Origin of the sequence: Planococcus maritimus, from assembly GCF_001687625.2 — a bacterium.
In the GTDB taxonomy this organism is placed as follows: Bacteria; Bacillota; Bacilli; order Bacillales_A; family Planococcaceae; genus Planococcus; species Planococcus maritimus.
Genome location: NZ_CP016538.2, coordinates 1,722,393 through 1,743,048 on the forward strand (window position 1 = coordinate 1,722,393; position 20,656 = coordinate 1,743,048).

The window sequence follows — 20,656 nt, forward strand, 5'->3', positions numbered from 1 at the left end:
TTATGCAGGCCGCTCTTTCTTGGCCGATTTTGCAAGGGTGATCCCGGCGATGAATAAGGCAGCGCCAAATAAATTCCAACTCAAGTCATAAGGCCAGAGCTCGACATGATAGCGGACTTGGTGAACCTTGAGCACCTTATGGTCAATGATGCCGTCAAATAGCTGGAATGCCCCGGAACCAATCAGGATAGAGGCTATCCAATACTTTATGCGGACCGCTTGGTGCCGTTTCAAATCTGCGAACAGGAATAGCCCGCCAACCGCCGCAAACCAGGCAAAAGAATTCAACAAGCCATCTGCTAAAATGCCGATTTGCGGTGTCGCTAAATCATAAAAATGATGCCATTGGAGCAATTGATGAAAAATGACTTCGTCGATAAATGCCATCGAGCCGATGCCGAATAATATGCCGGACCACAAATTCCGTTTGCTGAGTGCGTGGGCCGACTCGCCTGCGGCTGCCTGTTCGTTACTTGCCATGTGCTGCCCCTCCATTCTTTTTTTGCTGATTCATTGAAAAAAGAGCCTCTGGCCGGGCTCTTGACTCAGCGTCGATGCGGTTGCCATATCCGATCTCCGTTTCTTCTAGCTTCGGCACGATTACAGGAAAGAACCCTCCCATTTTCGAAGAATGGCCTTCATCAACTAGGCCCGTCGATCGCCGGTGGCCAGAAACTCTTTTTTATAAATGCTGCTGTTATTGTGAATTATAGGGACTTCCCGCCAGAAGTCAACCAGTTATTTGCCAATTCCTGTCGTTTGATCGCTGCTCATCTAAAGCTCGAATCAAACGAGAATAGAACAAAACTTATTTCCCGAATGCTTACTGCCATAAGCTTTTGAACAGCTGCCTTTTCTTGCTTGCCAGCTTTCTTTTGAAACAGGTTTAGAAAACGATGATTACAGGAATACTACAAAAAGCATATGTGTACTACTGATGATGAGTTCCCTGTTATAATGGGAGATATCACTGAAGGAGATGATAGCGATGGAAATGGGAACAATTAAAGGTTCGAGCATGATGGTGAAAGTGGTGCGTGCCCTAATGGAAGAAGGCTGGTCTTTTACACCGAACGAAGTGGACATCATCGTCCGCGCCGAGCATCCTGAAACCGGCGAATCCATCTCCTTCCCTTCTTTTGGCAGCCTGAAAATGTGGCTTTACGAAAAAGGGCTTAGCTATTAACTGAAAAGGCTGTCCCTGATGCCAAATCGGCAGCGGGACAGCTTTTTTTGTCGGTCTTTTTAAGTTCGCGATTGGCAATTCGACAAATGTCGCAAATTTACACTGACGCGTCAAGAATTGCCGGCTTTTTACAAAGTGAAGCATTAACGCCTTGTTTTCTCAGTTCGGAAACGATGGCGCCGTTAGTTTTTCTGCACGCTTCATACGATTCATCGAACATTCTTTTTAACTGCTTCAATTGATTGGATTGACGGTTCATTCGACACACCCTCCACTCGGATGACTTCCTAAACAAGTATACAGGGCAACTATGAACAAACTATTAACAAACGACAAAAACTTTTTAAATCAGCAATTTTTATTTGCTGCATGATAACTGAGCGAAAGATTGGTTTGACAGTCCGTACTAGCAAAAAACCCGCCTCTTGAAGGCGGGTTTTTGCGATTACATGCGCAAGCTAATGCCAGGCCCGATCGGAATACCGGTCAAGGCAAAGACGATCAGCATGACGAGCCAGACGCCAAAGAATATGAGGCTGTATGGCAGCATCAAGGAAATCAAGGTGCCGAGTCCCGCTTTTTTATCGTATTCACGCATGAAAGCGAGCACAATTAAAATGTACGGATTGAGCGGCGTGATAATGTTCGTCGATGAATCCGCAATGCGGAACGCCAATTGAACGAACGCTGGATGGTAATCCAACAGCATGAACATCGGGATAAAAATCGGTGCCATCAATGCCCATTGAGCAGACCCACTGAAAATCAAGAGATTCAAAAGGGCAGCCAGGACGCTGAAGCCGACCATGATCGGCAAACCAGTCATATTGATGCTCGTCAAAAATTCGGCACTATTGACGGCGAGCCAAATCCCTAAGTTGCTCCAGTTAAAATAATTGATAAACTGAGCAGCGGCAAAGATTAAGACGATATAGCCGGACATGTCTTTGATGGCATCGCCCATATAGGCAGGGATATCTTTTGATTCCGTGATTTTCTTTACGGTGATGCCGTAAGCAACAGCTACTGTAATGAAGAAAAACAAGATAATTGGCACAATTCCAGACAGGAAGGGCGACGGGATGATGCCACCGTCTTCATTTCTGACAGGGAAACCTGGGAAAAACAACAGTAAGGCAATCAAGCCAATATAGACGGCAGCAGCTAATAAAGCGTTTCGCAAGCCTTTATTTTCCTGCTTAGTTACCGGCTCAAACGATTTCGTGTTTTTACCGGTATATGTACCGAGACGTGGCTCGATCAATTTTTCTGTTATGAGGGCCCCAACAATCGCCATGACAATAACAGACACACTCATGAAATACCAGTTATCGACTGGTGTGACGATCATTGTATCATCGATGGCTTTGGCGGCTTCGGTCGAAATCCCGGACAATAATGCGTCCGTTCCGGTAATCAGGATATTTGCGGTGAAGCCGGCCCCTGTCCCAGCAAACCCTGCCGCAAGTCCTGCAAGTGGGTGCCTGCCGACTGAAGCGAAGACCATAGCAGCTAGCGGCGGCACGAGGATAAAGGCAGCGTCTGAAGCTAAGTTCCCCATGATCCCCGTAAAAATAACGGCGTAAGTGACTAAAGATTTTGGTGCATTCAGGATGGATTTTTTAATGGCGGTTTCCATCAACCCAACGCGTTCTGCTAACCCGATACCGAGCATCATGACGAGTACGAGGCCGAGCGGCGCAAAGCCGGTGAAGTTATTGATGGTCTCAGCTAGGATATAGCGGATCCCTTCTCCTGAGACAATGCTTTGGATCGCCAACTCTTCACCTGTTCCTGGATGGACGACCGTCGTTCCGAGTGAACTCACTAGCCATGACAGCAAGACGACAAACACGGCTAAGTATACAAAAATGAAGAATGGATCGGGCAAGCGGTTGCCCCACTTTTCGATAAAATTCAAAAATCCTTTTTTGTCTTGTTGTTCAGTCGGTGTTGTCATTCCCATTCCTCCCTTTTCGTTTTAAGCCTCAAACAATAAGCGGTACAATTTCCGCGGACGTCCGCGACGCCCCGATTCTTCTCCCGCCACTTCCGCAAGTCCAATGCCCTCGAGCTCGGTAAGGATCCTGCGCGCATTGCGTTCGGTGCTATTCATCCACTGCGATAATTCCAAGGCGGTCAGTTCGTCTTTGGCGTAATGGCGAGACAGTGATTCAATGCGGGCGATGACGGTTTGGCTGATCGCTGCGCCTTTTAATGCTTCTTGCCATTTCGACTCGGAACTGCGGCGGCTATAACGCAAGCGCTCGCCTGATGAGTTAATTTCCGTGACGGTTCCGCCTTCGTCAATATTGATGACTACGCCGTTCTCTTTTTCTCGGGCATAGTCCAGTGCCAGCCGGACGTTCTGCTCAGAATCCGTGACGGTCCGTCCATAGCCGATGCCAATGCGGACTTGGAATTTGCTGTTGGTAAAAATCTCTTCCTTTACTTCCTCTAGGTGATGGGCTTTATTGTATAATTCCAGTTCACCCCGAGTCGTGTAGATGAAGTAAATGCCATTGCCCATGCCCACTTTCGAGCCTTTCACTTCTTCAGCAAAATCAATGAGAACACGGTTCACTGCCAGTTCCTGCCGTTCAATCTTGAACGGTGTCTTGCGCTGCTGGGCCAGGCTTGGATACATGATTTCGATCCCAATCATCGCCAATTGTTTCATGCGGTACATATCGGATAGGCTTCTTTCCTTAATGACTGAAATCGCACGATGTGCCGCCAATTCCGATACACTGATCCGGTACACTGGCACGCCCTGCTCCTTTAAGCCCTTATAAACAGCGTGAACGCAGGTGAGCGCAGCTTGTATATGGCCAGAGTGGAATAATTTTTCATGGTAATCGATCAATTCTTCGGCGGGGATATAGCCGAGTTCCGGGGCTGTATGAATTTCCATTTTTTCCAAATCGAAATCCTTGAGCATTTTCAGCACCTCTACGCGCGAGACAGAATCGACGCTGATACTTGATAAAACAGCGCCTTCTTGCATAAAGGCATCAAGCATCGTTCCGAGCAGGCTTGACCCATGCAACAAAATATAATCCCCGTGATTCGCGTCGATTAACTCTTCTTTCAAAGCAAAATGATAAGGGGCTGGCCCTGAAAACAGCCAATGCCCGATGCGCTCTGAATGCTGATTGATGATATTTTTCGTTTCTTCAGTATGCTTATAAATGAACGGGATGAGCTCGATGCCTTCTAAACTGGCAGCCGCTTTCATCGTTTCATTGACCGAATCCTTTGGTCCTACTAATCCGACTTTAACGATTTCCGTCATTTGAAGTCGCCTCCATCAAAAAGCGGGACAATAATTCAACACCCATCTTCAAATCTTCTGCGCTGGCGTATTCATCGGGGTGGTGGCTCAAGCCGTCTTTACAAGGGATGAACAGCAAACCGCTTGGCCAGCTTTGTGCCATATTCATAACGTCATGCCCCGCACCACTATCCATCCGGTGTGCCGTGTAAGCTTCGCTGACGCCGGCATCAGCCAGTCGCTTGGCGATCCCATCATCGAGCAAGACAGATGGATTATCGACCAGCACTTCAATATCAATTGTCACACCATTTGTTTCTTCGATGCGCTTCGCTTCTATACGTATCGCGTCTGTCATCTTTCGTTTCAGCCCGTCGTCGACACTGCGGATATCGACTCCAGCTGTGACCGTTTGCGGAATGACGTTCATCGAGTTTGGAGAAGACGTTAATGTCGACACTGTCGCAACAAGCGCTTTGTCATACGCATCGTTCATCTGCAATGCCGTCTCCTGGACAAATGAAATAAAGGGCGCGGCCGCGGCTAGTGCATCTTGCCGATGATCCATCGGTGTCGTTCCGGTATGGCCTGCTTTACCGTTGAACGTAACCGCCAAACGAACCGGACATGCCACTCCTTTGACAACACCGTAATCTTTCTGATGGTTGAGGATATGCATTCCTTGTTCGATATGCAATTCCACAAAACAATTCAACTGTTCTTTAGGCCGCTTGGCGCTCAATAAATCCTGCCATACGAAGCCCTGGCTTTCGACAGCTTGTGCGAGGGTTATGCCATGTTGGTCTTTAAGTTCACCAATGGATAGATCCAACAATCCACTCATTGCTTTACTGCCGATCGTTGAAACGCCAAACCGCGACGATTCTTCCGAACGGAAGCAAATGACTTCAATCGGGCTTTGCGGTTCAAAATCAGCTTCTTTCAGCATTTTGATAGCTCCAAGTCCGCAGACAACACCTGCTCCTCCGTCAAATGCCCCGCCATTCGGCACCGTATCAAGATGCGACCCTGTCGCAACCGCTGCACCGCCGCCCTCTACCTCCCAGCGCGCAATGGCATTTCCGGCAGCATCTTCCGTAACAGCAAGGCCCAGTTCTTCAGCGATTGCCTTAAAAACTCCTATCGCTTCGGTTTCTTCCCCCGTATAGCCTTCCCGAGTAAAACCTTGCTCTCGGACCAGTGAATCACTCAAATTCATCCTCAGCAATTGTTCAATCAGCCACTCTCTCATGTTCTCCGTCCTCCTTCAGCAAATGTTGGGTCGTTCGGATTAAAGTTTCCAATCCTGCCGACAATGCTTGTTCCTCATAATCAAAACGCGGATGGTGATGACCTGCTGGCATAGGACTGGCAAAAATCATGAAGGTCGCTTGGCCGCCGCGTTTTCGGACGCGCTCCATCATATACGTCACATCTTCTGAAGCACCTATCGGCAAATGCGGCACGGTGTTCACCCGTTTCGACGAAGCACAAGCCCGCTCCACATGTTTTGCAAAGTTAAGGTCTGCAACCGTTGAAATTGCTTGGCCCATGCGTTCAATTTCCAGCTCGACCCCATACATCGACGCGCTTGCTGTTAGAATGCGCCACGCATTTTCTTGCATGTATTCATCCAATGCATTGGTCTCGCCACGTGTCTCGATTTCCATTAATGCTTGATCGGCGATGATATTGCGTCCTGTTCCGGCTTGGAAAGTCCCGACATTGACGCGTGTAGCCCCGTCCTTATGGCGCGCGATGCCGTGCAGATGCAAAGCTGCCGATGCTCCGGCAAGTAAGGCGTTGCGTCCGGCATTCGGCTCCAGTCCGGAATGCGCCGACTTGCCGGTAAATATCGCATTTATCTTGGAACTTGCCAAAAATCGCGATGTCGCAGCAGCGACTGTTCCACTGGGGAGATCGTGGATGCCCACATGGCCACTTAAGAAATAATCAGTATGGTCCAGCCAGCCTTTTTCAACTATGGCCTTCGCCCCCCTGCCGCCTTCTTCAGCTGGTTGGAATAAAATCGTATAAGTGCCTTGCAGATTGTCTTTTTCACTCGCTAAGTATGCAGCCAGTCCAAGCCCGATCGCAGCATGCCCGTCGTGGCCGCAAGCGTGCATCATACCGGGGATACGAGAGCGGAACGATTGCTCAGTGGGTTTATGTTGTGCTGCGTTGTCCTCTTCTATTGGCAAGGCATCGATATCAAAACGATAGGCAAAATTCGGTCCTTGCCTGCCGGTATCCAGTACAGCGGCCAACCCGGTATGTCCACCCTTCATGTGTTCCAAAAACGCCTCCGGCACGCCATCATCGAGCGCACGCCGTTCTTGCTGTTTTAAAAACGGTTCGACCGGCACGCCCATGCGCTCATCGCTCTTTAGAAAATCGGTGCCAAAGGAGAGCTCAAACCCTTTTTCCGCTAATTGCACACTCAGCTCGTATGTGGTCACGTACTCGGCAAATCCGATTTCAGGGTATTGATGCCGCCTACGTCTTTGGCTGATGAGATATGGTTCGATTTCTTCCATGAATCGGTCAATAGCATCTGCCATGTCGATTCCTCCTATTCCTTCAATTCCGCGAGTACATCAAGCGCTGCTTGAGCCATTAAGCCAGTGCCGATCGATAAAGACTGTTCATCGATCATGAAGCCGGGGTCATGGAGTGGTTTTTGCTTGTCTCCAACGGATGTTCCAAGCCAGTAATAGACGCCCTCGTATTTTTTCAGGAAGCGCCCGAAATCTTCGCCTGCCATACTGCCGATCACTTCCGGCACAGCAGCTTCACCCAATTGTTTCTTTGCGGAGGCACGGACTACTTCAGCCCAGCGTTGCGTATTAACGGTCGCCGGATAACCGTCCGAATAGTCGATTTCACACGTGCCGCCCATCATTTCAGTTGAGCCTTTAACAATTTCGTGGAAACGTTTTTTTAATAATTTCTTCGTGTCATCAGACAGTGAACGAATTGTGCCTTCGAGGACAACACTATCTGCCACCACATTGTAGCGGTAGCCACCGGAGATCTTGCCAATCGTAATGACGCCAGAATCCATCGGGTTGGCGTTTCGGCTGACAATGGTCTGAATCGCTGAGATCACTTGATTGGCGATCACGATAGCGTCTACTGTTTGATGCGGCATCGAGGCATGGCCACCGGCACCGTGGATTGTCACTTGAAAACGGTCCGAGTTCCCCATGATTGGCCCGTTAATAACGCCGACTTGCCCAGCAGGAAGCCCTGGCCACACATGTTGCGCAAGCAAAACATCCGGTTTGTAACGATCAAAAATACCGTCTGCCATCATCTGCTCGGCCCCGCCAGTCGGCGCATTTTCTTCTGCCGGTTGAAAGATAAGCAGTACCGTGCCGGCTATATCGTCTTTTTGCTCTTGCAGTAATTTTCCAACCCCCAGCAACATGGCGGTATGTGCATCATGTCCGCAGGCATGCATTTTCCCATCAACTTTGGACTTGAACGGAACATCCGCCTTTTCCGTAATTGGCAAAGCGTCGATATCGGCGCGCAAGCCGACTGTTTTCCCAGGCCTCGCCCCTTCAATGACAGCCAAGATGCCCGTCTTTGCATATCCAGTGAAATAGCGGATGCCGTATTCGTCGAGTTTAGCTTGTATTTTTTTCGAGGTTTCCGTTTCTTCGCCGCTCAATTCGGGATGTTCGTGTAGATCTCGACGAATGGCGCGAATGTCTTCAAATAATTGTTGTGCTTGTTGTTTCATAACCGTCACCTGCTTTTTGTATTTAAGGAAATAAACCTTAATCATTCCGTTAATAGAAAGTGTACCGTATATTGCCTTTAAAATACTAGCCCCTTTTTGATTTTTCTGAATATCCATACAATAAAAAAGAAGCTCCCGCTGTTGCGGAGGCTTCTTTTGATGCCATTTTATGGTTGTTGTGCGGATGTTCCGTATAGTGCCGCCAACTGATTTTTGTGCTGTTCGATAGAAGAGAAAATCGAAAAATCGTGCACCTCATTGTATTTGACGCCAAGCGTTTCCAGATATTCTGCCAGTTCAGTATAGAGTTTGTCATAAATTTCGATAAATGACGGATCGGTGAGTTCGCTGATCGTTTTCATATGGTCATTGGCCTGTTCCGTTTCGCCCGCTTGCCGCAGGGCATACAATTCGCTTAAGGTATGGATTATATGGCGGAAGGTCGCTGTAATATGCGAGGGGGAGAAACTTTCTTCCTTTTTCGCCAGCACGAAAGGCAAGCTCTTCAAAAACAATTCCGCCGAACCTTCCAGCCTATAGCGAATGACCGAACTGTGGACCTGGCAGAAATACGTTTGCCAGCACCGGTAACTATCGCTTTTATCCAAATCTCTCCACTCTTCGTGGCGTCTTATGTCCATGTTTTGCTTAAAATGTTCGATCGTTCGGCCAATGACAAAGGCAATCAACTGGATGGTTTCATCTCCGGAAAGTTCAATACCGATAATGCTTTTGACGCCGAACGGATGATGGACCGCTTTCTTTCCATCAAACTCATCGTCCATGATGCCGTATTCGGTAAAAATCGTATGGCTAAAATCTTTACGTTCATTGTAAAAGACGAGTAGTTCAATTTTGTCTTTAAAATTGAACGGCTTATACGCTGTTTTCGCTTTTTTCACCATTGCCGGAATATCCATTGCCGGCTCTCCTTCAGTCAATTCAATATAGCGGATTCCTTGCTCCGTAGTTTTCAATGGTTTGACTCCTTCTCTTCATGTCCGGTATTCGCTTGTTTTCAAATTTCTCCATTTGCCTATAGTCCACTTTATTACGAGAAAAAATCTTCTCAAAAACACAAGCCAGGTTTTGCCGCCTTTTTTTATCCAGCACGAGCCTTTCCTTATACCAGCCTGAAAAACCGGACATGGCTTCCTCATGTTTTCGTTATAGTTAACTGTACCATTTGATGTGCATAGAATGAAGTTTTATAGTCTTTCAGCACCCTATTTCACTGCTTTGACACATTATTTCTGTTTTTCAGTTGATTTTCTCCTATTTAAACCAAGACAGTCTGTATTAAGACAAATACTTTAATTAAAATTTCCGCTTTTGCAATAAAAAGATGAGAACTATTCCATTTATCCTCGACAACCCGCTATGGTTGTTTCACGGTTTTTATTGTGGCTATAATAACAGAAACAATAGGCACAAAAATTGATAGTAGGAGGCGCTTTCATGAACGACACAATGATCGGGTGGAACTTGCAGAACAGCTATGCAAGCCTGCCGAAAACTTTATATGCCCCGATGCAAGCCAATACAGTCACATCCCCCAAGTTAATCTTTGTCAACAAAACCTTAGCCGCAGCTCTCGGCCTAGATCCTGAGCAGCTAGACAGCCCCTCTGCTCTTGATGTTTTTGCCGGCAATCGATTTCCTGAAGGCTGCTTGCCGCTCGCCCAGGCATATGCCGGCCATCAATTCGGCCAATTCACAATGCTTGGTGACGGCCGCGCGATGTTGATAGGCGAACAAATAACGCCAACTGGCGAACTGTTCGATATTCAATTAAAAGGTTCCGGCAAGACCCCTTTTTCCAGGAGCGGGGATGGCCGGGCAGCACTCGGTCCTATGTTGAGAGAATACCTTATCAGCGAAAGCATGCATGCACTCGGCATCCCATCGAGCCGCAGTCTTGCCGTAGCCACTACAGGCGAGAAAATCCAGCGCTATTCTGCAGAACCTGGTGCCATCCTGACACGAGTGGCCTCGAGCCATATCCGTGTCGGCACTTTTCAATTTGCTGCAAAATATCGCTCGACGGAAGACTTGAAGGCGTTAGCGGATTACACGATTGAACGCCATTTCCCAGATATTACGGGGCCAAACCGCTATATCGAATTATTCCGCCAGACAGCACAGCGACAAGCTTCTCTTATCACGAAATGGCAGCTTGCCGGTTTTGTCCACGGCGTCATGAATACAGACAATATGGCAATCAGCGGAGAGACGATCGACTACGGACCGTGCGCTTTTCTCGACCATTATGATGAATCGGCGGTGTTCAGCTCGATTGATGCCGGCGGACGCTATAGCTACCGCAACCAACCGCTTATCGGAGGATGGAATTTGGCGCGTTTTGCAGAATCCTTGTTCCCGCTCTTGGATGACATTCCACAACAACAAGCTTTGTCTTCCATGCAAGATGCGCTCGAGGAATACGTAAGCTTGCAAAAGCAATGGTACCTAACGGGCATGCGTGAAAAACTCGGCTTGTTTACGGAAACGCCAGAAGATGAACAGTTGATCGACACCTTGCTCGAATTGATGCAGCACAAGCAAGCAGACTTTACCAATACTTTCCGAGCCTTGACCTTCGAAGCCGTCGAAGAGCCAGCATTGGCAAACGACCCGGCTTTTAAAGAATGGCACAATCGCTGGACAGCCCGCCAACAGCTAGAGGGGCGTTCAAAACAAGAAATTCTCGAACTCATGAAGAGCAAAAACCCAGCTGTCATCCCGCGCAATCACCGCGTTGAAGCTGCTCTTGAAGCCGCGGCGCAAGGCGATTACAAAGTGATGGAGAAGTTATTGGACATTCTACGGGATCCCTATGGTCATTCAGACGAGCAACAGTCCTTTGCTTCCCCGCCGCCCCCTTCAACGCCGCCATACCAAACCTATTGCGGCACATAGAATAGAAATGGAAAAATCCCCTGCCGAATAGGCAGGGGATTTTCTCGGTTCGCTTACTGGTCTTCTGTTACTTCAGTGACGCTGACCATTTTGACTTCGCTCATTTTGAATTGGTAATACGTGTTATGGTCGCCGATGAATTCACGGAAATCGTCCGCATCCAATCCGCTCACTGCTTGTTTCGGGGTATCGGCTTCGACTGTGCTGACTGCTTCGACGCCTGCACCGAAATGATAGACGACACGAAATTTTTTTGTTGATTCCATAGTTATTGGATTCCTCCTCAAATGCTTATCTGTTATAGGTTTACCCGATTTTTTAGCACGTATTCACATCCATGGCGATTTTCTTGTTTGTGATGAATTTTTCAGAATCGCTTTACTTGGTGAAAGGTTTGCCTTACACTTTAGCCATCGGGAAAACCCGACACCAAAAACCGCATACCGTTTTTCTGCACTGGGGGTGCATATTTTGCTGAGATGAGAGCTATTGCTCCGATCCCTTATGACTCGATCAGGTTAAGACCTGCGTGAGGAAGTGCGGTGACTTTCCGACATGACTTTGAAATATGGAATAGTGGCTGCATCTTCACGGATGCGGCTTTTTTGTGCATATTTTTAGGAGGGATTCCATATGGAACCATATTCATGCGGCACCAGCCCAATCGTCGGATTTCGCTTTTCCTTGCATCCGATGAGCGGCCATTTTATCAGCATTATTAAAGGGGCGTTAAAAGAAACCGACACGTCCCACGTTTGGATGCAGACCGATGATGTCTCGACGGTCATCCGCGGCAAACAACAGCACGTGTTCAATGTTGCAAAGACATTGGCGCTCCACGCCGCGAAGACAGGCGAACACATTGCCTTGTCCGGCACTTTTTCAGCCGGATGTCCAGGTGATACGGCAGGTGATGTGTATTTAGAAGCACCAGATGAACCCGTGAACCAAGACAGCACCGAGCAATACGTGTCGTCTCAATTTGCTCTATATCCGATGAACAATCCCGACTATATGGCAGTCATTTACCGCGAAGTAGAACGTGCCAAAGAATTTGGCGTCTGGAACGATTCCATGCATTACGCGAGCGGCATCCACGGGGACATTCATGAGGTCTTTTCTTTTTACGAAGCGAGTTTTTCAGAAGCACGTTCTGATCAATACCCGCACCTCGTGATGACCGTCTCCATGAGCATTAACAGTCCTTCCCACACCACAGGTGATCCACATGCTTAAAGGCTGGAAACTAAAAGAAATTGTCTTGATGTCCTTGTTTGGCGTCGTCTTCGGCATTGTATACTTGCTGTTTTTACATATCGGCAATTTATGGGCAGGCATTATCGGGCCGCTCGCCTATGAGTGGATGTTTGGCATCTGGTTCATTGTCTCCATCATCTCAATGTACATCATTCGAAAACCTGGCGCCGCTTTATTGCCTGAAACCTTGGCGGCTGCCATTGAAGTGATGCTCGGCAATGCCATCGGGCCAAGGCTCATTTTGTCAGGCATTATTCAAGGGCTCGGTGCAGAAGCGGCATTCGCGCTTACTCGCTATCGTCATTTTCATTTAGCCATTTTAATGCTTGCAGGAGCCGGCGCTGGTGTTTTTAGTTTCGTTTATGGCTATTTCCTATCGGGTTATGCCGCCTTGGACCCTTCTTTTGTCGCTTTGATGTTTACGTTGCGCGTGTTGAGCGGGGCGATTATCGCGGGCATTGGCGGCAAATACATCGCCGACTCACTGCTTGCGACTGGCTCACTCCGAGGCTATGCCATCGCGAAAGCGGAAAAGAGTGATGCCCGTGCTTGAGCCAATTTTTCAAATCGACGGTTTCAGCCTTCGCTTTCCGGACTTGGCGGAGCCGACCTTGCGCCATATCACGCTCGCAATCCATCCAACAGAGCGACTGGTTATTACAGGGCCCAGCGGTTGCGGCAAGTCTACACTTCTTTATGTACTGAACCGGCTATACCCGCATAATTGCGATGGCGAGGTGTCGGGATCTGTCCGGATCTTCGGGCGTTTGGCACAGGACTATGCCCCTGGTGAAGTCAACCGGAAAATAGCGACGGTGTTTCAAGATCCTGATAGCCAATTTTGCATGCCGACGGTTGAAGAAGAACTGGCATTTACCTTGGAGAATCTTCAAGTGCCCCGGCAAGAAATGCCACAACGCATCGACCGAATCTTGCATTTGACGGGCCTCGAGGATTTGCGTCACGGGGTCATTCAAAGCTTCTCGGGCGGAATGAAACAGCGTATTGCCACGGCCTGTGCACTGATCATGGAGCCTGAATGTCTATTGCTCGACGAACCGCTTGCCCACCTTGATCCGTTGACGGCTAAAGAATTTGTCTCTTGGTTGGATCATCTCCAGCAAAAAAGTGGCATTGCGGTCGTCGCTGTCGAACACAAACTGGAATTATGGGGTTCATTTTTTGACCGGGAAATTGCCATATCGGAAAATGGCGCCATCCGAAAAGACCAGCTGTTCACAGAAAGAGACGCTCCGATATTGCCAGAACGGACATCAGCAATCCGCCAAGAAGTATTGTTCGAGGCATCGGACGTTTGTGTCTCCTATGCTTCGAAATCGATCCTTCGAAATATTGGTCTCCAGCTACGCTCTGGTGAAATCACAGTCATTGCTGGGCCAAATGGAAGCGGCAAATCGACCTTACTGAAAGCGCTATGCGGCATCTTAAAAATTGATACCGGAACGATCACTGGAACGCGTGCCGGATTTGTGCCTCAGTCGCCCGAGCAATTGTTTTTGTCGAAAAGTGTAGAGGGAGAATTAGCATATTCAGGAAACTGTTCTGCCGAAAAGCTGCGTTATTTAATGACTGCACTGGATTTGGAGTCAATCGCTCACGCCCATCCATTTTCCGTAAGCCACGGCCAAAAGCGCCGTGTGGCCATCGGCGCGATGCTCGCTGACGAGCGTCAGGTGCTCTTGCTGGATGAACCGACCGCTGGACAAGACCTAAAGGCATTGACGGAGCTTTACCGCCAAATCGAAAGCCGCGCGCAGGATGGCTGTGCCTTGGTCGTAGTGACGCACGATATGAATTTTGCCTCGGGCATTGCGGACAAAGTCCACTTGATGAAAGACGGCCGATTGTCTGGTCCTTTTCAGCCCGAGGAACTTTTTTTAAACTCGACGCTGTTGGCGGAATACCGGCTGCAGGCCACAAATAAGGGGGGCTATCATGCGCCGGCTTTTGCATGAAATGAATCCAAGCGTGAAGTTTTTGGCTGTCACAGCTTGCATATTGACACTGGCGTTTTTCTTTAACCCGTGGACTCCTCTATTGTTTTTTGCGGGCGTCGTCTTGCTCCAGCTACTGCTTAGCCAAACCAACTGGAAACGCTGGTCGCTTGCCATGCTGCCATTTTTGATTGGTGCATTCGGTTATTTCTGGACGACCTTGGTTTTCGGACAGCCCGGCGACAGCCCCGTTCTATGGACCATCGGAACGATCGACATCACCGCACAACAATGGGAACTTGCTTGGTCTTTGTCTTTACGTGTATTGGCATTTTCAAGCATCTCCTTGTTGTTTGCCTTCACGACCAACCCGGTCCATTTTATCCAAAGTTTGATGCAGCAATGGAAACTGTCTCCAAAACTCGCTTTCAGCGTGCTGATCAGCTATCAATTTCTTCCGGTGCTTCAAAGAGAATTCGTGCAGCTGCAGCAGGCTCACCGCATTCGAGGGACAGGCTCTAGATCATCCACCTTCAAACGGTTAACTGAATCTCGCCGCTTACTCATCCCTTTGCTTGCTGGTGCTGTCAGAAAAGCCGAGCGGGCAGCTTTTGCGATGGAGGCACGAGCATTTACCGGCGAAGCAAGAACGCATTACCGCGAAATCACATTAGCTCCAAAGGATTTCGTGCTGCTCGCCCTGTTTTCACTGGTGCTAACCATAAGTTGCAGCGCGATATTTTGGACGTAAATAAACCACATCCCCGCAATGATCGATCATTGCGGGGATGTGGTTTTAGTTTACATAATAAAATTATATCTAAATTTTGATATTTACAATTCAGCTATCGATTTTGCCATAAGTGATTTCGTCTTCGTCCTGTACGTTGACGCCGTTTTTCACGTGAACAATAGTACGCAAAATCAATTTCGCATTGGTATTCTCTAGCTCCCAACGCTCATCTGGCACAATCTCAAATTGCTGCATAACGGTGTTTTTCGATTTGACGGAACCTGCAAATTCCAAGCTCTGCTTGGCGACAGGCGTTTCATAAAAATCGAAATCGCTGTCCTCCCGGTAATCTTCCACCAACCGAATCACTTGCAATTCGATATAATCGATTTCCTGATCGCCGCTCCCGCCGTCCAAATAGACCGTACCGTTCAAGGTTTCGCCTTCTTCAAGATGCGGCCTCTCCACTACCGTGTCTACTTTGACCGACCCGATGCCGATCGAAGATAAAAAGTCTTTGAATTTCATAAAAATCTATACCCCCAAAATTTGATAATTCTCCATACCACTTTTGCGCTTCCTGCAAACAGAAAGTTTAAAGTTCAGTATAGTCGTATTGTTTGTCCAAGTTGGTCTCATAGCGATTGTAACGTCTTTTGAACAGCTTGTACAAATGGCTGATAATAACCCGTAATAAAGCATACATCGGGATTCCTAAAATGACCCCGACAATGCCAAACAGCGATCCAGCAGTCAGCAACACAAAAATGATGGTGACCGGATGGATATACATCGTCTTGCCCATCACTTGCGGCGAAATCAAATTGCCTTCCACCAGCTGCACGACAGTCCAGACGATTGCCAGTTTCACTAGCATGAATGGAGACGTCACAAGCGCAATGATCGCAGCAGGCGTAATGGCAATCGCTGGACCAATGTATGGCACGACACTTGTTACCATCGCGAGCGCGCCAAGCAGTAGCGCATAATCCATGCCGATGATCAAAAAGCCGATATAGACCATCACGCCGATGCAAAATGCGACGATCAATTGGCCTTGAATATAAGCCCCCAATTGCTTATCCGCTTCATGAAGCACTTCTTTCGTGTCTTCACGGAAGCGCGGAGGCAATAGCTTCAGGAAATAATCCGGAAGCTTATCGCCGTCCTTCAAGAGATAAAACAGGATGAACGGGACGATGACAATCGACAGGATGACCCCTGTAATGGTCGAAATCCAGCTGGTGACGCGCGTAATGATGCCTGTCACGGTAGCTTGAAGTGTATCAGCGATACTTGTTGGCAAAGTAGCGATCAACTCTTCGATATTGAAACTTGAATCCCTGTAATAATTGCCGAAAATGGAATTGCGCAAGAACTGATCGATATTGTTCAATAAACGCATAAAATAGTCTGGAAACTCTTCAAGCAAGTTCTGGAACTGATCCCTTAAAAATGGAAACACCAGAACGCTCAACAACGTCAAAAGGCCGATTCCTCCGAGGAAGATAATCAATATGCCCCAGATATGCGGAACTTTGAATCGCTCCAATAAGCGCAGCACTGGACGCAAGAGATAATACAGAATAAGCGCCAGGACGACTGGCAAGACGACCGTTTTCATGAAAACATTAAGCGGATTGAAAATGAAAGACACTTCCCGGAAGATGAACACGACCAACCCGATCAAAATCAACATGAGTAAAGTAAATAGTGAATTGCGCCCACCAAGAAAGCGAATATAGTTGGTGGCGAAAAATGGCGGTCTATTGTCATCTGGCGGCATGGCAATCCCCTTCTTTTTATAGGCTTCTACCTATAGTTTATCATATTATCTGACAAATTAGTTGAGTGGCTGGGACAAAAATTGTTCCAGCGCACGGCGGTTTTGCTCGATGTCGATTTCTAGGACGGAACCTGCCTGCGGATAATTGGCATAGCTATATCCGCCTTCTACTGGGATCGTCAAGCGCTCGATTTCGCCGCTGCCTCCAGTGCCAAGTTGTGTCGCCAGTTTAATTTGGTCTACCAAAGGCATATCGGTCTGCACATAAGCCTGTGCTGCTCCTGCGAGCTTTGGAAGTTTCGGAATCGATGAAACGCTGATCAATTCGTCTTTTAATGCGGCGATAACTTGCTGCTGGCGCCTTACACGCCCGAAATCGCCTTCATTGTCTGAGCGGAAGCGCGCATATCCGAGCAATTCCTGGCCGTTTAATTCCTGTACGCCAGGCGATAATGTGACGCCGATCTTTTCGGACATTTCTCTTTCGACATCAATTTCCACACCGTTCGGCGCAGCGATGTCGACAAGTGTTTCAAAACTCTGGAAGTCGACGAGCGCATAATTATGGATCTCGACTCCGAACATGTCACGTAAGGTAGAAGCCAGTAAATCGACGCCCCCTAAATAATAAGCTGTATTTAGTTTATAAGATTGGTAGCCTGGAATATCTGCATAAATGTCACGCATGAACGATGTGATTTTTACTTCATTATTTTCGCGGTCATGGGTGACCATCATCATCGTATCTGTCCGAGATTGCGCTTCCCCGCGTGAATCCACACCAAGCACGAGGATATTCTGGTATCCGCTATTGTTTTCATCCCCTTCAAATGGTTCCGGTTCGATCTCAGTTTCTCCGGCTATGTCTTGTCCTTGTTGGTATTGAATGAAAAAGTAAATTCCCGTCCCGATCAATAATAAGATCAATAATAAGAAAAGTTTGCCTGCCGGGCGGAATTTTCTTCGTTTTCTGGCTTGTCGTGTTTCGTATTGTGGTTCCATGATGGTTACATTCCTTTCTGAGCTGTTCCACTTGTTTAGACGTATATGATTAGCTGTAGGTTTCCATACCAGAACGTTTTCGTTGTCTCCACGTTACCGGGATGGTAAAATTCTTCTTATTCTTAGGCACTTACTTCTACATACTGCAAAAATGCCTTCCGGTTGTTCAGGTTGTGCACGATTCTATAGTAGAAACTGCTTGCCCATTCATTAGAAGGAGGCAATTCCATGATTGAAAAAGCAACATTCGCTGGCGGCTGTTTTTGGTGCATGGTCAAACCATTTGACCAATTTGACGGCATTGAATCCGTAGTTTCCGGATATACCGGTGGTCATTTGACAAACCCATCCTACGAGCAAGTAAAAAGCGGCGATTCAGGCCATTTAGAGGCAGTTGAAATTAGCTTTGATTCTGCTGTTTTCCCGTACGAACAATTACTGGAAATCTTTTGGCAGCAAATTGATCCAACCGACAACGACGGACAATTCCAAGACCGTGGTGCTTCCTACCGACCGGCGATCTTTGTCCACAATGATGAGCAACGGGAATTAGCGCTTGCTTCAAGAAAACAGCTTGATGAAAGCGGACGCTTCAACAAACCAGTCATCACCGAGATCCAGCCGGCCGAGCCTTTTTATCCGGCAGAAGACTATCACCAGGATTTTTATTTAAAAAACCCGGAACATTACGCACAAGACCGCGCCGAAAGCGGACGCGACGAATTTTTAGATACTGCCTGGAAGAAAGCCGACGCTTAATGCGTCGGCTTTTATTTTGACAAACTCTATAACATGCGCAAGTAGCCATCAGAAGAGCCTTCCTATTCATTTCCATTGACAGATTATTCGATTAGTTTAAAATCAAAATACGCGGGTTTCCCGTTAATTTGCGTTCTACAGGAGGCAAAAACATGCACTGGCTTAGTACCTTGGATATCTCTTTTGTGCAATTGTTCCTCTTCCCACCTGTTGTCATTTTGCTTGGTGTCGTATCCGCTCTCTTATCAAGCCGTGTTTATATTGGCCCGCTTGTCACCCTCATCTCAGCTCTGGAACTGAATTACTGGTATTTTTCGATCATCCTTCCTGAAGCTGATATTCCGCAGATGATGATCGCTTCCTGGGCCATCTTGTTCCCGCTTCTGTCCCTATACTTTTCGTGGATGGCTGTCGCGCTGGCTGAAAAACAAACGATCAAGCTTTTCTATTGAGCAAATAAGCAAAGAGAATCATAAAGAACACAAATGACAAGAACAGCCATAAGCTAATGTCGTGGTTGCCTGTATGGTCATATACTACGCCGATAATAAAAGGCATAAATGCTGAGATCAAATAGCCACCGGATTGTGTCATCGCAGCCCAGCTATTCGCTTCATCAGCCGAATCTGTCGCATCAAGCGGCAATAACAAGGCAATCGGAAACAAACCACCGAGCGCCACGCCAATCAACGCTGCCGCCAGCCATACCGACCAAGTCCCGGCAAACATCAGCAATAAAATGCCGGCGGTTCCGAATGACAGCACTGCCAATACCCAATGGAAGCGATTCGGGTACCGGCTGAAAAGAAGCGGAATGGAAATATTGCAGACGATTTGCACAGCGGTCATAACAGTAACGACTGCACCCGCCGCAAGGACGCTTAAGCCTTTGTCGATCGCGATTGGCGCAAGCCAAGTCAACATCGAGAAAAAGAAAGCAGATTGGAAGCCGAAAAACAACAACATATACCATGCTTTCAAGCTTTTCCACGGGCTTCTTGCGATTATCAATGTGCTTTCCGGCACCACTTGCCCGTCGTCCATATCTGACTTCGGTTCAGTCGTTCTTAGCCAAACGATGAGAGCAGCAAGTGCCAGGCCCGACCAAATCGCAAGTCCAGCCGGCCAACCATACGCCGAATAAACGACACTCGTGAACCCTGCCGCAAGTGTTGCACCGAGTCCCATACCAAATGAATAGACGCCAATCAAGGAAGCTGTCCGGTTCGGAAAATCCCGTTTAATCATGGCGGAGAGCATCGGCCCAATAATGGCAATAGCGATGCCGATAAAAAACGAGCTAAGCAATAAATTAAAATAGCTGGGCCAGAAGCCTCGGCCTAAAGTAAACAAGCCAATGATAACCAATAAAAACCCGATGGAACGCTTAAAGCCAAAGCGGCGATTAAAAACGATCGCAAATGGCGCGAACAATCCCATACAAAGAACTGGAACAGCGGTCAATAAACTGACTTGTCCATTGCTTAATGACAAATCCGTTCGAATCGGCTCGAGCATAGGGCCGATCGAAGAAATGGCAGGCCTTAAATTAAGCGATACTAAAAGAATGGCAAAAATGACGCTTGCTAAAGCTGATTTTTTTCCAACTTTCCTCATTCACTTCTCTCCTTATCCCTCAGCACCAAACTTGTGTTCCTGCCGCCGCTTGCCTTAAAATAAGACTCGAAAGGCGGGTTGCTGGATGAAGCTCATAAATTGGAGCTACGCAAAACGATATAATATCAAAGCCACTTTTGATGAATTTCCGCACGTAGTTGTGCTATTCCGCCAAATCGGCGGATATTACTTTATTTATTCCATGAAAGGCCTGACGCCAGAACATATACCGGGCAGGCGTGAGTATGTACAGATGGAGTACCTGCTGAACAAAGAATTCGGCCAATTGGATGCTTACCTCCAGCGAAAAAGCCGGTAACGCTTATCCTCTATTAGTTTAGCTGACGCAGGCTTTGAACGCTACCGGTTTAGGGTGTATTCGTGTTATACTATTCATATTGTGAATTTTAGGAGGACGAA

22 protein-coding genes and 1 riboswitch are annotated in these 20,656 nt (G+C 47.7%); of the genes, 9 read left to right on the top strand and 13 right to left on the bottom strand.

Translation table 11 applies throughout. The features are described 5' to 3' along the window. Window positions 1-480, bottom strand: a complete 480-nt coding sequence (locus BBI11_RS08660) for a DUF2243 domain-containing protein (protein WP_156889053.1) — start codon at window positions 478-480, stop codon at window positions 1-3. Between the two features lie 508 nt (window positions 481-988). Here BBI11_RS08660 and BBI11_RS08665 point away from each other — a divergent pair. After that, the gene (locus BBI11_RS08665; protein WP_068462427.1) at window positions 989-1,186 is read left to right on the top strand and encodes a hypothetical protein; all 198 of its coding nucleotides are present in this window, start codon (window positions 989-991) and stop codon (window positions 1,184-1,186) included. A 97-nt stretch (window positions 1,187-1,283) separates the two neighbouring features. Here the strand turns inward: BBI11_RS08665 and BBI11_RS16360 are convergent, their stop codons facing one another. The 7 genes from BBI11_RS16360 to BBI11_RS08695 all read right to left on the bottom strand — a co-directional run bounded on the left by BBI11_RS16360 (window position 1,284) and on the right by BBI11_RS08695 (window position 9,185). Further along, window positions 1,284-1,445: a hypothetical protein gene (locus tag BBI11_RS16360; RefSeq protein ID WP_156889054.1), complete on the bottom strand. Its 162-nt coding sequence runs from the start codon at window positions 1,443-1,445 to the stop codon at window positions 1,284-1,286. Between the two features lie 186 nt (window positions 1,446-1,631). Continuing rightward, complete coding sequence (locus BBI11_RS08670; RefSeq protein WP_068462429.1) at window positions 1,632-3,146, bottom strand: AbgT family transporter; 1,515 nt, start codon at window positions 3,144-3,146, stop codon at window positions 1,632-1,634. 21 nt (window positions 3,147-3,167) lie between these two features. Continuing rightward, window positions 3,168-4,481, bottom strand: coding sequence for a helix-turn-helix domain-containing protein (locus BBI11_RS08675; protein WP_068462431.1), 1,314 nt, complete (start codon window positions 4,479-4,481; stop codon window positions 3,168-3,170). After that, on the bottom strand, window positions 4,465-5,712 hold the full coding sequence (locus BBI11_RS08680; protein ID WP_068462434.1) for a M20 family metallo-hydrolase: 1,248 nt from the start codon (window positions 5,710-5,712) through the stop codon (window positions 4,465-4,467). Before BBI11_RS08680 ends, BBI11_RS08675 begins: the two co-directional genes overlap by 17 nt. Next, window positions 5,693-7,021 (bottom strand): amidohydrolase, encoded by a 1,329-nt coding sequence (locus BBI11_RS08685; RefSeq protein WP_068462436.1) that lies wholly within the window; start codon window positions 7,019-7,021, stop codon window positions 5,693-5,695. Before BBI11_RS08685 ends, BBI11_RS08680 begins: the two co-directional genes overlap by 20 nt. 11 nt (window positions 7,022-7,032) lie before the next feature. Then, window positions 7,033-8,208, bottom strand: a complete 1,176-nt coding sequence (locus BBI11_RS08690; RefSeq protein WP_068462438.1) for a M20 metallopeptidase family protein — start codon at window positions 8,206-8,208, stop codon at window positions 7,033-7,035. A gap of 167 nt (window positions 8,209-8,375) precedes the next feature. Further along, a complete protein-coding gene (locus tag BBI11_RS08695; RefSeq protein WP_068462440.1) occupies window positions 8,376-9,185 on the bottom strand; it encodes a hypothetical protein in 810 nt (269 codons plus the stop codon). A 481-nt stretch (window positions 9,186-9,666) separates the two neighbouring features. Between BBI11_RS08695 and BBI11_RS08705 the strand changes: the two genes are divergently transcribed. Next, on the top strand, window positions 9,667-11,127 hold the full coding sequence (locus BBI11_RS08705) for a protein adenylyltransferase SelO (protein WP_068462444.1): 1,461 nt from the start codon (window positions 9,667-9,669) through the stop codon (window positions 11,125-11,127). Between the two features lie 53 nt (window positions 11,128-11,180). On the opposite strand, the gene BBI11_RS08710 is transcribed toward BBI11_RS08705, so the two are convergent. Further along, the gene (locus tag BBI11_RS08710) at window positions 11,181-11,393 is read right to left on the bottom strand and encodes a hypothetical protein (protein ID WP_068462446.1); all 213 of its coding nucleotides are present in this window, start codon (window positions 11,391-11,393) and stop codon (window positions 11,181-11,183) included. 182 nt (window positions 11,394-11,575) lie between these two features. After that, a riboswitch (TPP riboswitch) is annotated at window positions 11,576-11,680 on the top strand. Window positions 11,681-11,760: 80 nt separating this feature from the next. Here BBI11_RS08710 and BBI11_RS08715 point away from each other — a divergent pair. Genes BBI11_RS08715 through BBI11_RS08730 form a run of 4 tightly spaced genes read left to right on the top strand, consistent with a single transcriptional unit; the run spans window position 11,761 to window position 15,090 of the window. Next, complete coding sequence (locus BBI11_RS08715) at window positions 11,761-12,363, top strand: YkoF family thiamine/hydroxymethylpyrimidine-binding protein (RefSeq protein ID WP_068462448.1); 603 nt, start codon at window positions 11,761-11,763, stop codon at window positions 12,361-12,363. Continuing rightward, window positions 12,356-12,937 carry an ECF transporter S component gene (locus BBI11_RS08720; protein WP_068462450.1) on the top strand — a complete coding sequence of 194 codons (582 nt, stop codon included), beginning with the start codon at window positions 12,356-12,358 and terminating at the stop codon, window positions 12,935-12,937. The genes BBI11_RS08715 and BBI11_RS08720 overlap by 8 nt, the downstream gene beginning before the upstream one ends. Continuing rightward, window positions 12,924-14,360 carry an ABC transporter ATP-binding protein gene (locus tag BBI11_RS08725; RefSeq protein ID WP_416383626.1) on the top strand — a complete coding sequence of 479 codons (1,437 nt, stop codon included), beginning with the start codon at window positions 12,924-12,926 and terminating at the stop codon, window positions 14,358-14,360. Before BBI11_RS08720 ends, BBI11_RS08725 begins: the two co-directional genes overlap by 14 nt. Next, a complete protein-coding gene (locus tag BBI11_RS08730; protein WP_068462453.1) occupies window positions 14,341-15,090 on the top strand; it encodes an energy-coupling factor transporter transmembrane component T family protein in 750 nt (249 codons plus the stop codon). The genes BBI11_RS08725 and BBI11_RS08730 overlap by 20 nt, the downstream gene beginning before the upstream one ends. A gap of 90 nt (window positions 15,091-15,180) precedes the next feature. Here BBI11_RS08730 and BBI11_RS08735 read toward each other — a convergent pair whose 3' ends face one another. From BBI11_RS08735 to BBI11_RS08745, 3 genes are all read right to left on the bottom strand, one after another. Further along, the gene (locus BBI11_RS08735) at window positions 15,181-15,600 is read right to left on the bottom strand and encodes a sporulation protein (protein ID WP_068462455.1); all 420 of its coding nucleotides are present in this window, start codon (window positions 15,598-15,600) and stop codon (window positions 15,181-15,183) included. 67 nt (window positions 15,601-15,667) lie between these two features. Further along, window positions 15,668-16,858: an AI-2E family transporter gene (locus BBI11_RS08740; protein ID WP_068462457.1), complete on the bottom strand. Its 1,191-nt coding sequence runs from the start codon at window positions 16,856-16,858 to the stop codon at window positions 15,668-15,670. 57 nt (window positions 16,859-16,915) lie between these two features. After that, window positions 16,916-17,860 carry an LCP family protein gene (locus BBI11_RS08745; protein WP_068462460.1) on the bottom strand — a complete coding sequence of 315 codons (945 nt, stop codon included), beginning with the start codon at window positions 17,858-17,860 and terminating at the stop codon, window positions 16,916-16,918. Between the two features lie 228 nt (window positions 17,861-18,088). On the opposite strand from BBI11_RS08745, the gene msrA reads away from it, so the two are divergent. Both msrA and BBI11_RS08755 read left to right on the top strand, forming a co-directional pair. Then, window positions 18,089-18,619 (top strand): peptide-methionine (S)-S-oxide reductase MsrA, encoded by a 531-nt coding sequence (gene msrA, locus BBI11_RS08750; RefSeq protein ID WP_068462462.1) that lies wholly within the window; start codon window positions 18,089-18,091, stop codon window positions 18,617-18,619. A 152-nt stretch (window positions 18,620-18,771) separates the two neighbouring features. Beyond that, a complete protein-coding gene (locus BBI11_RS08755; protein WP_068462464.1) occupies window positions 18,772-19,071 on the top strand; it encodes a hypothetical protein in 300 nt (99 codons plus the stop codon). On the opposite strand, the gene BBI11_RS08760 is transcribed toward BBI11_RS08755, so the two are convergent. Further along, on the bottom strand, window positions 19,055-20,236 hold the full coding sequence (locus BBI11_RS08760) for an MFS transporter (RefSeq protein ID WP_068462466.1): 1,182 nt from the start codon (window positions 20,234-20,236) through the stop codon (window positions 19,055-19,057). The two genes, BBI11_RS08755 and BBI11_RS08760, sit on opposite strands and share 17 nt — an antisense overlap. An 85-nt stretch (window positions 20,237-20,321) precedes the next feature. On the opposite strand from BBI11_RS08760, the gene BBI11_RS08765 reads away from it, so the two are divergent. Further along, window positions 20,322-20,555, top strand: coding sequence for a hypothetical protein (locus BBI11_RS08765; protein WP_068462468.1), 234 nt, complete (start codon window positions 20,322-20,324; stop codon window positions 20,553-20,555). The last annotated feature ends 101 nt before the right edge of the window (window positions 20,556-20,656 follow it).